Source organism: Leptolyngbya sp. PL-A3 (assembly GCF_039962325.1).
Classification (GTDB): domain Bacteria; phylum Cyanobacteriota; class Cyanobacteriia; order Elainellales; family Elainellaceae; genus Vacuolonema.
In genome coordinates, this window is sequence record NZ_JAMPLB010000063.1 from 1 (window position 1) to 13,408 (window position 13,408).

Consider the following 13,408-nt stretch of genomic DNA (forward strand, 5'->3'; position numbering starts at 1 on the left):
AAGCCAAGAGTATCTTTCGCTATGGTTTCGACCACCTGCGTCAAATCCTACTGAATCTGGAGTTATTCATCGATGAGTTTTTCCACGTCCTTCAATTTTTGTCCTGTACCTAGATAATGCACATGCAAGCCAAGGGATTGCAAAAGCAAGTGGAATTGAACCTGCATAAATCAATACCGATAACTTGCCTTTAAAGTTTCGCCCAAGAGCGTTTGCAAGTGTGGAATCTTGACCGTGGTGAAACACAAGTGTGCGGGTCAGAGTGAAGTAGGCGATCGCAGCCAACAATAGAACCACACCATAAAGCGCCACAGGCAACGCAGCAAAGTGATTTTCACCCATCCATGCGGTGACAAAGGGAAATAATGATAACCAGAACAACAAATGTAGGTTTGCCCATAAAGTTGAACCATTCACTTGTCGGACTGCCTGAAACAGGTGATGGTGATTGTTCCAGTAGATACCAACATGCACGAAACTCAACACATAGCTTAGAAAGGTTGGAATCAAGGGACGTAGTGCAGCTAAATCTGACTCATGAGGTATTTTCAACTCCAGTACCATAATGGTGATAATAATAGCAATTACCCCATCACTGAAGGCTTCTAACCTACCTTTAACCATTTTTGGGTATGCTCCTTGTCTGCTTACCGCGTTGTATAACTACCATTTGCAACTGGGTAGAAACCATTGCTGAGCATGGCTCCGTAGACATCATTGCTTGTGTCTTCTACCCTATCTGGTAAAACAACAGCTTCAACATTGATCATCTGGATCGTTCTACTTTTGATCCACTGGCTGACCGCACTCACAACCTCAGGGAAGAGTTCATACTCGGAAGGTCCGCCGAAGGCCCCGTTCAGTAATGAGGTGCAAAATCTTCGCACTTAACCATTTTGTTCACCACTTTAAAAGTGTAAAGTTGACCCTCACTCCGTACTGGTTTACTTCTAAGGACTGGTAAACGGCTTACATTGAATCACCTCCACATTTCGCAGATAGTTCAACTCTGGCTCGAAGTTAGTGGGACAGAAGACATAAACATTGTCCTGAGATCGGCTAATGACTAAACGGTAGCTGAGTGGAATTCCCTCGGAACTTTCGATCACTTCGATTCTGGGAATCACTTGTGGACTGACTTGAGCCAAGGATGAAAAATTAAACGGTAACAGGACACCGAACAGAATCGTAGTTGCGATCGCGATTCTGGTTATGATTGTGGTTGTAAGTATCTTTCGTCTCATTGGAAATCTCCTGCGGCTTGTGGTCGTGTAATGTTCTATCTATCCGAAGTGTAATGAGTAAAATTGCTTGATTGCTTTCAGGTTCTTATTTCATTCGCGATCGCTGCCGAATTCTTTGTTTACTCCCGCGGTTGAAGAGAAGCCTGCTTGATATCTGTAACGATATCGGCTACTTGACGTTGAGCCTCTTCACTCAGTGAGTCAAACTCGTCCAAGAAGAATTGCCGTTCTAGCGTCAATTTCGGGCATTGAGTAGCCCTTCAATTCGCCAATCTTGATCACGTTTCATCACGACGAATAGCTGCATCAAATCTCGTGACGGTGAAGTTTCGGGTTGTCCGGGCAGCATTACCCGGACAACTCCGTTCATGAGAGCAAGTTGAGGATTCAGGAAATGGACGAAATTCACCTCACCCTCCAGGCGTGTTCCTTTGACAACGGTGTCGAAGGCTTGCTGATTAAATGCAGCGATCGCTTTTCGACCCTTGAGATGCGTTCCCTCGAAGGCGATGAAATCGGCAGTTTCACTAAACGGAGCAGCAAAGTCTTCACCGCTGCCTCGATTCCAAGCATCAATCATCTGGTGAAGGAAATCACGGATTGCCGACTCGTCAGCAGTAGTGGTGGTTTGAGCTGTTTGTGAATTCATAGTTTTGGGCACCTAAATTAAAATGATGCGGTTGCCTCAATTTCACCCAATGTTTCTTTTGAGCTGTATATAGAACGATGACCAGGTTGTCTACGATCGTGAGCATATTTTAATTGTTCAAGAGTGGTGACATTCGCGTGCCAATCAGTTCAATGGAGCGCATCAGTTGGGCGTGGTTCATCTGCGCGTTGTCCATTTGAAACGTGACTCTCGAAATGCCGCCGAGCGATTCGCTATGACGACGAATTTTCTCCGCCACTTCTTCGGGACTGCCGACCAGTAACGCACCGGTCGCACTGCGCTGCGCGTCAAAAGCGGCGCGCGTAACGGGCGGCCAGCCTCTCTCTTTGCCAATTCTAGTGAAAGTCTCGGCGTAGCCCGGAAAAAATTCTTCAACGGCTTGTTCAGTCGTGTCGGCGACATAACCGATTGAATGCAATGAAACTTTTAATGTTTCGGGCGCGTACCCGGCGTACTCTCCGGCATCGCGGTATAAATCTACGAGCGAGCGAAAGCGGTGCGTTTCGCCGCCGATAATGGCAACTACGAGCGGCAGTCCAAGCATTCCGGCGCGGCGGAAGGATTGCGGCGTACCGCCGACCCCGAGCCAGATGGGAAATGGCTTTTGCAGCGGACGCGGATAAATCGCTTGGTTTTCCAGCGCGGGGCGAAATTTGCCCGACCAATCGACCGTTTCATTGTCCCGAATTTTGAGCAAGAGGTCGAGCTTTTCAGCGAAAATCTCGTCGTAATCGCCGAGACTAAATCCGAATAGCGGAAAGGCTTCGGTGAACGAGCCGCGCCCGACGACCATTTCGGCGCGACCTTTTGAAATCAGATCGAGCGTGGCGAATTGTTGAAACACGCGCACCGGGTCAGCCGCGCTCAGCACCGTAACCGCGCTAGTTAGACGGATGCGCTCGGTGCGCGCGGCGGCAGCGGCGAGAATAACCGCGTTTGCTGAATCTAAAAATTCATGCCGATGATGCTCGCCAATACCGAAGATATCCAAGCCGGAACGATCTGCCTGCTCTATTCTCTCCAGCAGTTCGGCGACAGACTGCGCGGCATCCGCCGTTTCACCATTTTCACTCGTTCCAACCGAGGCAAAACTGTCAATTCCAACTTCCATATCATTTCCTACGCGTTTTGCGAATGAAATAGACTTAATCCGAAATAGTAGAAAGCCTTGCTGTACGAGTTAAGCGGCTGTTCTCTCGCTCAGCAAAGAACGCCTAACTATCGTCAGCTCAGAGGGGGCGCACTACTACTACCGTGATCTGAATTATCAGGGAGCGGAATGAATTCAGTTTCACCGGGAACCGCCGGGAAGCGGCGGTCTTGCCAATCTCGTTTTGCCTGCTCGATACGCGCTGAGCGGCTCGACACAAAGTTCCAGTACTTTGTGCGATCGCCCACTGGTGCCCCGCCGATAATCATTGCTTTTGCCTCAGCCCCCGCGCGGATATCTACTGATTCATCCGGCGCTAAAACGGCTAAACGATATGGCTCTAACGGCTCTCCATTTACGAACAGGCCAGATGTGACACTATAAACGGCCCTTTCTAAACCTTCTGTTGGCGCTAGCTGAAATTCACTACCCTCTGTGAAAACGAGCGCCAGGTAAAGAGTAGCAGAGTAGGTTTTAACGGGTGATTGGTGAGCCTGGTAGCTACCGGCGATTAAGGTTGCGCTGGTGCCTGTCTGAATCCACCTCGGTAAATCAGTCGCCGGATAATGTGAAAAGCTGGGTTCAACTTCCTCAGCGGTTTCGGGGAGGGCAATCCAGGTCTGAATGCCGTGCAGAGTAGATTCTTTCTCTCTAAAGCTCTCGGGCGATCGCTCAGAATGAACAATACCTTTGCCCGCTGTCATCCAGTTCACCTCGCCCGGAAAAATCTCTTGTACTGTACCTAGACTATCTCTATGCAGAAGGCTTCCTTCAAACAAATAGGTAACCGTCGCTAAGTTGATATGTGGATGAGGTCTAACATCGACGCCTTTTCCAGGCGGGAAAACAGCTGGGCCTAAGTGATCAAAGAAGATGAAAGGGCCAACCATTTTTAGGGTTTCACTCGGTAAGATGCGCTGTACGCTAAACCCACCTAGGTCGTGCTTTTCAGGCGTGATTAATTGCTGAATACTCATTTTTGTACGATCCATTCTCAGTTGACGTTGTGGATGAAGACACAATCACTCCCTAGCATGTAAACCTACCTCAGCGGGGTGAATCACAAAGGTTTTTTACAAGCCAGAAATGCAGCAGATCACTAATTATTTCTGCCGAAGAAAGTCCAGTAACAGGGGATTGACCTGATCGGCGTGAGTCCAGTTGATGGCGTGCGGTCCACCCGGAATGACAACCAGTTGGCTGTTTTTAATTAGCTTTGGGAGTCTTGCTGCGGTGGATTCCAGTGGCAGAATTCGATCGGCATCGCCATGAATGATCAGGGTTGGTACGTCAATGCGGGGCAGATCGTCACGGAAATCGGTAAGCCAAGATGGAACACAGTCCAAAGTCCCTTTAGCAGAAGCCCCTGCTGCCACATTCCAACTTGCTTGAATTGCCTCATTGCTGATGCGATCGCCAAGCAATACATCAACATTAAAAAACTCTTGGAAAAAGGCAGAGAAATAAGCTGGACGATCGTCAACGATCGCTTTCATAATGTCGTCGAAAACACTTTGATCAACACCCTCTGGATTGTCGTCTGTCTTTAATAGAAACGGTGGAACGGGAGCCATCAGCACGGCTTTCTGCACCCGCCCTGAGCCGTATTTGCCAAGATAACGTGTGACTTCACCTGTTCCCATTGAGAAACCGACCAGCACGGTATTTTGCAAGTCAAGCTTGGTCATGAGTGTATTCAAATCGGCGGCGAAGGTATCGTAGTCATAACCAAACGAGGGTTGGCTGGAAGCACCGAATCCGCGGCGATCGTACGTAATCACTCGATATCCTGCATTCAGTAAAACTAAGACCTGCTTCTCCCAAGAATGTCCGTTCAATGGAAATCCATGAATCAGCACAATCGGTTGTCCTGTCCCAAGATCTTCGTAGTAGAGATCGATGGTTGCAGAGTTTTCTTGACCAACGGTAATGTAAGGCATGAGAGGTTTCTCCTTTGTAAATTGATAATGTGTTTTTGTCTGTTGCATTGCAATTGTTATGCAGCGATCGAGCATTGTCTTAACAATGCTGCGTGAAGCAGTCCTTCATTGTTGCCTGAGCGCGATCGCCGCGTTTGCCGCTTCTAAAATGGCTTTAATTCTGCTTCGGTAACCAGCGCGGTACGCACACCAGCATCAAGATTCATACGGTCTATAACGACACAAGCTCAGCGACCCGGCCCGCGGTGACAGCGTAGGTTGCAACCGGAGCGCGCAAGCCGGGTTTGCTGCAATGCCTTGTTAGGCAGCAAAATCACCGCGCACCTCGGCTGACGCGACGAAACCAGGCCCCACTTGCTGCTCCTGCTAAAGCGATTATGGAGTAAGCCGCTACAAAAGCGACTCCAACAGGAATTAACGGACCGCCGGGCAGAAAACAAAGCATATACGTCAGTTGACCAAGAATAATACCGGCATAGTGCGACCAAACATGTTTAGGCCGAGCAAGGCCAACGACAAGGCCAACAATAAGAAGTGCTGCGGGATAATAAAAACCTTTCGCATCCCACGGTTCGACCTGCCCGGATAAAGATGGTGACAAGGCCCAGACCATTGCGCCGCCCACAAACGAGAACAAAAAACTTATCGCTAACTCTCTTTTCATCAGACCTTATTGGTAATAAAGTGCTCAGCATCTCAATGGACAAATAGGCTGCAAGAAGATTTGGAATCGGTTTAAGAATTGATTGCTTTTCTTAGTTCCGATTAAGTTTATTCTTCACCCTCGCTGCCTAACGACCAAGCTCACCGGACGCAAACAACCTTTGCCACTCAATCAATCAATTTGGCACGTTCTGGTGCAGCGACTGGTTAGACTCACGGCGCATCTCATTGGTATGAATAAATTGACTTATCCCTTTAACGAGTTCAGGCACAACAGGCAGCGTTGGGTCAGAATAGGAAGCATTTTGCTGTTCAGGGTCTAATGAAACAGCTTTTAAGACGTGATTCATCCCCTCAATAATTCTAAGCTCCGCATCCGGCTTAGGCATTTTCAGGGCTTGCGCCTCACTGACAGGCACTTGGATATCAGTTGTTCCTTGAACAATTAGAACAGGTACAGTGAGACGCCTAATCTCTTGGGCAGGGGTATAGCGGAACCAGGAAATGAGGTAGGGTTGGACGCTCGATCTGTAGAGCATGTTTAGTTCTGGTGGAACAGAGGTCACTATGTTACCTTGCTCTAGAGCAGCAAGAATCTGCTCATTCTGTTGCCATAATGCATCTGGCAATCTAGGTTGCAGTTGATCTCGTAAAATTTGTGATGCAGTTTGGGCAGGTCCGGCGATTGATACAAAAGCATCTGCTTCAGTTTTTTGGGTTGCTAGCATTCCAATCAGAGAGCCTTCGCTGTGACCAATTACGGTGATGCTTGAGAAACGAGAATCTGCCTGCAATTGCTGAATCCAAAGTGCAGCATCTTCAACATAGGTATCGAAACGCATATCAACTTCTTCAGGCCCTGCGGCTGAGCTTTCTCCAATACCGCGCTTGTCATATCGTATCGAGGCAATGCCGTGATCGGCTAATCCTTCAGCTAGTTGTTTGAGGCTATTATTCTCCCCAGCTAGAGGCGCGTTCCCATTACGATCAGTCGGACCTGAACCCGCGATGATCAGCACCACTGGCTCTGGCAGATTAGACGTTGGAATAATCTGTGTGCCATAGAGAGTGCCTGTTGATGTTGTAATGTGAACCTCGGCAGGCGTTGAGGATTTTGTCATATAACCTACAAACAGCAGTGATAAAGGTAGAGCTATTAGACAGGGAAACAGACTTACAGAACGACGAGAATTGGAGGACATAAAGTGAAGCAATTTATATTGAATCCGTCAAATACTCCAATTTGATGAGATAAGGGAGTCTAACGACCAAGCTCACCGGACGCAGATAACACTTCTTCTGCGCGATCAGATCTTGATGAAGTTGTGCGTAGCCAGTGAACCAAACGGCAAAGACGCAATCGTGCCGCCAGCTTCCAGAGTGCCTAGATCCACAGGGAAGAAGCCCGTGCCGTCAATGATTTTTCGCACTTGGGTTTTGGCATCGGCGTCGTCACCTGAGTAGAACAGCACCCGCTGTCCACCAGATACTTTAGGCTCCTGCAATAGGTTCACCGCCAGATGATTAAAGGCTCTCACTACGCGTGCACCCGGTACGTATTGCTTGAACACCTCGCTGGAGATTTTGCCGCCTAGATCAACAGCCCTGATACCGTAGGCTGCCAGTGGATTGTTGGGGTCTTTGGCATCAGGTGAATCTGGGTCGAGGAATTCAACTGGGTTGGTGCTGTCAATGACGATGCGACCATTCCATGCAGGCAGGGCACTGAATACCTTCTCTGCATCGACCCAGCGCACAGCCGCAATGACGATGTCGGCGCTGGCGGCTTCGGCAACAGTGCCAGCCTTTATGGAGGGGCCCACTTCGGCCACAAAGTCAGCCAGCGATTCCGGTCCGCGTCTGTTGGCTATGGTGGCTGCAATGCCATTTTTTGCCAATATGCGCGCCAGGTTTGAGCCGAGGGCTCCTGAACCAATAATTCCGATACTCATATCGATGTTTGCAGAGTTTTCTTGGCCAAGGGTAATGTAAGACATGAGAGGTTTCTCCTTTGTAAATCGATCTAGCAATTACCAACGCCGTGAAGCTGGTCTAATTTTTTGTAAACTTCAGCACAATTTTTCCCGCGTTCCTCCCTGCTCTAGACGCTGATGTGCCTGAACGACCTGACCCCAAGAAAATACTGAATCAATCACTGGGCGAAGCTGATGACGCTCGATGAGTTTTGTCAAAGCCTCTAATTTTGCTGAGCATGGTGATTAACGCTTATACGTCAATCAGGCATTCTTGTGAGTGTTCATCCAAGTACGAAAGTGGAACGGATTATTGCGTTTAGATGTGCGCGATAACCTTTAAGACACAGCGCTGATCAATTCCTCGCTTTTCGCCCAAAGCTGCTTGGCTTTGTTCGCGTCGAGCGCATACGACCTGACACCGTCGGCAAACGGGTTGGGCGTGTCATTAATCGGTGCGATCGCACAATCTTCGAGATAGTGTCCGCCGATCTCGTCTTTATTAGCCACGACTGCGGCCCAGACCGACGTCGCGGCTGCCTGTGGGATTTCTTTCAACCCTTTCGGCGGCAGACCCGCTTCGGCGCGCGCTGCGTCAACGGTCTGTAAAAGTCCCTGCAAATCCTCCGGCGAGAAATGGCGGGGTAGGTCCGTGAGACTATTTCCGGGCATCACCGAAGCAGCCCGAATGCCGCGATCGCGATGCCGCCTGTCAAACTCCACAGCGAACAGTGAATTGGCGGTTTTCGATTGGCTATAAGCGACCCATGGATCGTACGCCTGCTGCTCGAAATTCGGATCGTTCAAGTCGATGTCGGCACCACGATGCGCGAGCGACGACAGGACGACCAGCCGTCCATTATCGGCGAGCAACGGCTCAATCTGATTGATCAGGGCAAAATGACCAAGATGGTTCGTCCCGAACTGGACTTCAAAGCCATCGATCGTTCGACCGAACGGAGTTGCCATAACGCCAGCGTTGGCGATGATGGCATCGAATAGTTGACCGTCAGCCAACAGTTTATCCGCACAGGCACGAACGCTTTGTAAGGATGCCAGATCGAGATTGATCAACTCCAGGCTACCACCTTCTTGCGACGCGGCATCACGAACCGATGCAGTGGCTGGCTCAGCTTTAGCGAGGTTTCTGACCGCGCCGACGACGCTAGCACCGTGAGAGACCAATGAGCGGGCGGTTTCAAGCCCAATGCCTGACGATGCACCCGTAATGAGAAATCGCTTTCCCTTGAGATCAACACCCGCAAGCACCTCGTCGGCGGTCGATTTTGCACCAAATTTTTCAGCCATTTCTTTTCCTTTCGTTAATTGTGAGTGTAAAAGTTTTAATCTTTCGCATACCCTACGATCGCCGCTCCTAAACTGCGAAAACCACCCGTTACCAGTGCAACGAGGAACCAAGGGCACGGAGAGTGATCGAGCAGATGATGCAGGTCGATCGCTACTTGGTCGCAACATTTCGCACTGCCAATCGGCTACTGCGCTACATACCCACCATCCACCATCAGCGTCTCACCTGTTACGAACGATGCCATGTTAGATGATAAAAATAGGACTGCATTTGCAACTTCAACAGGTGTTCCAACCCGTCCGATCGGGTGAAGTCCTGTTATGTAAGCTTTGGCTTCATCCTGCCCACCTGTAGCTGCTTCAAACATATCTGTTTCGATTGCTGCTGGTGCAACGACATTGATGCGAATACCCGCTTTGGCATATTGGAGCGCAGCAGCTTTTGTTAAGCCTACTACCGCATGTTTACTCGCGGTGTAGAGGGGTACGCTGGGAAGTGCAACTACCCCATTTGCAGATGCCGTATTGATGATCGAACCACTTCCCTGCTTCAACATCTGAGCGATTTCATATTTCATTGACAACCAAACGCCTTTGACATTGACGTTCATCATGCGATCGTATTCAGCTTCTGTTTGCTCAATCAATGAGGAATTTTCGCCGACAGTTCCTGCATTATTAAAGGCAATATCTAACCGACCAAAAATGCCAACCGCTTTATCAACCATTGCTTTAACATCGGCTTCTTCCGCGACATCTGCTTGCACAAAAATCGCCTCTCCGCCGGCTTCCTTGATCAATCGAACCGTTTCTTCACCCTCATCCATTCGGCGACCCACTACCACCACCTTTGCTTGTTGTTGGGCATAAGCGATCGCCGCTGCTCTGCCAATGCCCGACGTGCCACCAGTGACTAACGCCACTTTATCTTGCAGTATCATCCTATTTCTCCTGTTCTATTTTCATACAGCATGTTGATCTCCTGCGTTGCTTCATGTCCGTTTATCGGGGTGTTCTGCTGCCGTGCTCTGGTCATTTCCTATTGCCCAACATCCAGCCCTGTCCAGTAAGCTGCAAAAGCTCACATATCCGCTGTTTCCTCAGCGCAAGTTTGTTTCGGCATCATCCGATTTAGACACTAATGTTCAGAATTCACTTGCCATGTAATCCCAATAAGTTCTGCTTGTAATCGGAAGCTCCGCCGAAGGGCTCCCGTTCAGTAATGCGAGGCGCAAAATTTTTGCACTGAATCATTTGATTCACCATCTAAAATTGCAGAGCTGATTATTTCTTAAAGAAGCGATCGCGGTTTGATTTGTTGATGGATCGATTCACTGTGAGTCCACGATCAACAATCAAAAATCAACTCACTGTATATCCACCATCGATCACTAAGGGTTGCCCCGTAATATAGCTGGCAGCATCAGAGCAGAGAAATACAACCGCTTGAGCAGTTTCCGTTGCCTGACCGAGCCGACCCATTGGAATCAAAGAGCCTAAATCATCCGCTGTGATACCCAGTTGCCCAAAGGCGTGATCGAGCAGTTCAGTTGCAGTGCCTCCAGGATTCACCGCATTAACCCGGATGCCTTGCTTAGCATAGTCCAGCGCCGCCGCTCGCGTCAGCCCCATTACTGCATGTTTGCTGGCAACGTAAGGAGAAGTCTTCGGAAACGCAACGAGACCACTCGCTGACGAATTGTTCACGATCACACCAGATCCTTGAGACAACATTTGCTGAATTTCGTACTTCATGCACAAAAACAGCCCCCGAACATTGATTGCCATCAGGTTGTCAAAATCTTCCATTGATTGTTCATGCAGAGGCTTAAAAGAGCCATCAGTGCCTGCATTATTGAAGGCACAATCGAGTTGCCCGTAGGTTGCAACCGTCTTTTGCACTAATGCTTTGATGTCTTCCTCATTTGAGGCATCTGAATGAACGTATAAGCATTCGGCACCTGTTTCGCGAATCAGTTTGGCGGTTTTTTCACCTTCTGCGTCGCGTCTACCGGAGAATACTACCTTTGCTCCAGCAGCCCCGAAAGCGATCGCCGTGGCTCTGCCAATTCCCGATGTGCCGCCTGTAACTAACGCCACTTTATCTTGCAGTATCATTCTGTTTCTCCTGTTGTAATTAAATTGACCTTCAGCAACGAACTGACGAGATCACCGACGACCAATCCGATCACTCTAGGAAATGAGTTCGGATGCCTCGTCGCGTTTGAACACCTTGTAGGCGATCGCCAGGAACACGGGTATTGCAACCAGCACTGATAGCGCCCCATAGGTGGCGTGATATTCGCTGATTGTGAACAGAGCCGGTGTGGTCACAGCACTTCCAGTGATGTTAAACAGGAGTATGCTGCCGATGTTATTCGCGAAGTGCACGCCGATGGCGAGTTCAGTGCTTCCGTCAATTAACGAGACCACGGTCCACAACAGACCCGGAACGAGGAAGTAGTTGGAGAAGACCGTGAGCCAGCCGCCTGCGCTCACCTCCGGGTTTAAGAGGTGCGGCAGGGTGAATACCACGGCCGCCACGATCGCCAGAAAAACGCGGTTGGTCGCGATCATGCTCGCACCCTGCACGATGTATCCGCGAAAGAAAAGCTCCTCCGTAGTGGTCTGGATCGCGGTGAAGACCAGTGCCAGTGGCACGAAGAGCGCGAACGTCGCCAAGTCGAAGTTGAAGGAAAAGGTGTCGGGGTAGAAGAGGTACTGTCCCAGCCCGCCTATCAGAAACGCTGGAACGGACCACGCCACAAACCCCTGACCGATGCGACGCCAGCTTATCTTCTTCTGCGCCGTGATGAGCGTCAGGGGATGACGGCAGTGGATAAGGGTAACGGCGATGAGAACCCCCGCGAGGAAAAATGGGAAACCTACCATAACAAACAGGAACTTCCCGAAAGGACCAAGCACGTAGTAATCCGGCTGACCGCTGAGCGCGATCGCGACGAGTACGCTGGCACCGGTCCCGACCACCAGCCACGCAAAGAGGATGATCACCAGTCCCAGAGCATACCGCCACCCCCGATACTTACCCCACCTCGCAGCCTCCACATAAGTCGTGTCTTTCACTTCCGTTCCGATTTCCTGATGTCCTTTGATTGCTTTGAACTTCATCTTTGTCTCCTTGACTCATGCGTCATAGAGTTAGCGAATCTGTTTTGGGGTCATTCCAGTCAGGCGCTTAAACTGTTGGATCAGATGGCTTTGATTGGAGAAACCAACTTGTAAAGCAGTATCGGAGATCGCTAAATCTGTTTTCGACAGCATCAATTTTGCTCGTTCCACCCGCTGTTGAATTACGTACTAGCACTCACAAACAAGTCAGATATGAATAGAGCTTAGTGAATTGCAGCGACAATGGCTGCCGTCAACTCTGTTATTTTCCAGCGTCCGGTATACCGAATGTTATTGATAAATAGGGCTGGAGCAGTTGTTACGCCACTGTGCAATCCACCTTCAATATTTTCATTGATGCGATCGACATGCACTTGTTTAGACAACTCTTTGAGAAATTGAGGAATATCAAGCCCTAAATCATTGGCGTACTCGACAAGATAACCGTTCTCCAACCTTTGTTGATGGTCAAATAAAGTATCGCTCATTAACCAAAACTTTCCTTGGGCGGCGGCGGCCTCGGCGACTTGGGCAGCCCGTCGAGCTTGGGGATGAATCTGTGTTTGTGGAAAATGACGGAAGATAAAACATAAATCATCCTCTCCAGAAGCAGCACTAAGCTCTCGTTTGATCGCTTTAATCAGCTTGTAAACGTCCGCACTTCTAGGACATTGATAGTCTCCATACATCACCAGCACGACCTTAGCGCTCAGCACACCCTGCATCCAATCTTGGGTTGAAGGAGGTACAAGTAAGGAACTATGGCTACGATCGTCGTTCATTTTTCTACATCTGCATCAAGCCTGCAGCCTTGCCACGAAAGCTGGGAAAAACCTTATGCTTTGGGCATTCCCAGCGTCAGCAATTTGAACCTGGGCTGAATAATTTTGAAATCGGTGATGGCTGCGTTAGCGTAGGTTCCGCCAACGGCGAGCAAATTCCTCTAGATCTGATCTAGAAATCTGGGATTGCAACCATTCAAACGCCTCTTTTTGATAGAAATATTTCGATGGCTCGTAGTAAATGGCTGCATCAGTCAGTTGAATGGGTGCATTGTCATCTCGACGAAGGGCTTGCCAAGTTTGAGGGCCAACAATGCCATCTGTAGCAATGCCGCTCTGCTTCTGAAACTGAACTACTGCGGCGCGAGTCGCATTGCCAAAGTCTCCATCAACTGCAATGTTAATTCCTTTGGCATTCAACAATTGTTGTAGCTTAATGACAGCAGCACCAGAATCGCCTTGACGTAGTATTGGGTCTGTAGCTGTGGAAGTAGAGGTCATAGCTTTATCTCCAATGTGTCAGGATTGAAAACTCAATCAGCTTCACTG

Annotated in this window: 17 protein-coding genes; all 17 read right to left on the minus strand. The window is 49.3% G+C overall.

Translation table 11 applies throughout. The features are described from left to right. Window positions 1-66: 66 nt before the first annotated feature. The 17 genes from NDI52_RS28115 to NDI52_RS28195 all read right to left on the minus strand — a co-directional run bounded on the left by NDI52_RS28115 (window position 67) and on the right by NDI52_RS28195 (window position 13,360). Window positions 67-624 (minus strand): TMEM175 family protein, encoded by a 558-nt coding sequence (locus tag NDI52_RS28115; RefSeq protein WP_348256624.1) that lies wholly within the window; start codon window positions 622-624, stop codon window positions 67-69. Between the two features lie 326 nt (window positions 625-950). Next, on the minus strand, window positions 951-1,244 hold the full coding sequence (locus NDI52_RS28120; protein ID WP_348256625.1) for a hypothetical protein: 294 nt from the start codon (window positions 1,242-1,244) through the stop codon (window positions 951-953). 235 nt (window positions 1,245-1,479) lie between these two features. Then, window positions 1,480-1,893 carry an SgcJ/EcaC family oxidoreductase gene (locus tag NDI52_RS28125; RefSeq protein ID WP_199330915.1) on the minus strand — a complete coding sequence of 138 codons (414 nt, stop codon included), beginning with the start codon at window positions 1,891-1,893 and terminating at the stop codon, window positions 1,480-1,482. A 109-nt stretch (window positions 1,894-2,002) separates the two neighbouring features. Next, complete coding sequence (locus NDI52_RS28130) at window positions 2,003-3,025, minus strand: LLM class flavin-dependent oxidoreductase (RefSeq protein ID WP_190774739.1); 1,023 nt, start codon at window positions 3,023-3,025, stop codon at window positions 2,003-2,005. 113 nt (window positions 3,026-3,138) lie between these two features. Continuing rightward, on the minus strand, window positions 3,139-4,041 hold the full coding sequence (locus NDI52_RS28135; protein WP_348256649.1) for a pirin family protein: 903 nt from the start codon (window positions 4,039-4,041) through the stop codon (window positions 3,139-3,141). A gap of 126 nt (window positions 4,042-4,167) precedes the next feature. Beyond that, window positions 4,168-5,004, minus strand: coding sequence for an alpha/beta hydrolase (locus tag NDI52_RS28140; RefSeq protein WP_348256626.1), 837 nt, complete (start codon window positions 5,002-5,004; stop codon window positions 4,168-4,170). Between the two features lie 313 nt (window positions 5,005-5,317). Further along, window positions 5,318-5,668 (minus strand): hypothetical protein, encoded by a 351-nt coding sequence (locus NDI52_RS28145; RefSeq protein WP_348256627.1) that lies wholly within the window; start codon window positions 5,666-5,668, stop codon window positions 5,318-5,320. Between the two features lie 175 nt (window positions 5,669-5,843). After that, window positions 5,844-6,788: an alpha/beta fold hydrolase gene (locus NDI52_RS28150; RefSeq protein WP_348256628.1), complete on the minus strand. Its 945-nt coding sequence runs from the start codon at window positions 6,786-6,788 to the stop codon at window positions 5,844-5,846. Window positions 6,789-6,974: 186 nt separating this feature from the next. Further along, the gene (locus NDI52_RS28155; RefSeq protein ID WP_348256650.1) at window positions 6,975-7,619 is read right to left on the minus strand and encodes an NAD(P)-binding domain-containing protein; all 645 of its coding nucleotides are present in this window, start codon (window positions 7,617-7,619) and stop codon (window positions 6,975-6,977) included. Between the two features lie 117 nt (window positions 7,620-7,736). Beyond that, entirely contained in the window at window positions 7,737-7,823 is an 87-nt protein-coding gene (locus NDI52_RS28160; protein WP_347280207.1) for a hypothetical protein, read from the minus strand. 156 nt (window positions 7,824-7,979) lie between these two features. Then, the gene (locus NDI52_RS28165) at window positions 7,980-8,948 is read right to left on the minus strand and encodes an SDR family NAD(P)-dependent oxidoreductase (RefSeq protein WP_348256629.1); all 969 of its coding nucleotides are present in this window, start codon (window positions 8,946-8,948) and stop codon (window positions 7,980-7,982) included. Between the two features lie 185 nt (window positions 8,949-9,133). Then, window positions 9,134-9,889: an SDR family oxidoreductase gene (locus NDI52_RS28170; protein ID WP_348256630.1), complete on the minus strand. Its 756-nt coding sequence runs from the start codon at window positions 9,887-9,889 to the stop codon at window positions 9,134-9,136. Between the two features lie 421 nt (window positions 9,890-10,310). Further along, window positions 10,311-11,066: a glucose 1-dehydrogenase gene (locus NDI52_RS28175; protein ID WP_348256631.1), complete on the minus strand. Its 756-nt coding sequence runs from the start codon at window positions 11,064-11,066 to the stop codon at window positions 10,311-10,313. A 75-nt stretch (window positions 11,067-11,141) separates the two neighbouring features. Continuing rightward, window positions 11,142-12,077, minus strand: a complete 936-nt coding sequence (locus NDI52_RS28180) for a type II CAAX endopeptidase family protein (RefSeq protein ID WP_348256632.1) — start codon at window positions 12,075-12,077, stop codon at window positions 11,142-11,144. A gap of 30 nt (window positions 12,078-12,107) precedes the next feature. After that, window positions 12,108-12,230 carry an AraC family transcriptional regulator gene (locus NDI52_RS28185; protein WP_348256633.1) on the minus strand — a complete coding sequence of 41 codons (123 nt, stop codon included), beginning with the start codon at window positions 12,228-12,230 and terminating at the stop codon, window positions 12,108-12,110. 71 nt (window positions 12,231-12,301) lie between these two features. Further along, window positions 12,302-12,859, minus strand: a complete 558-nt coding sequence (locus tag NDI52_RS28190) for a DsbA family protein (protein WP_348256634.1) — start codon at window positions 12,857-12,859, stop codon at window positions 12,302-12,304. Between the two features lie 126 nt (window positions 12,860-12,985). Next, a complete protein-coding gene (locus NDI52_RS28195; RefSeq protein ID WP_348256635.1) occupies window positions 12,986-13,360 on the minus strand; it encodes a peptidoglycan-binding domain-containing protein in 375 nt (124 codons plus the stop codon). Window positions 13,361-13,408: the final 48 nt, after the last annotated feature.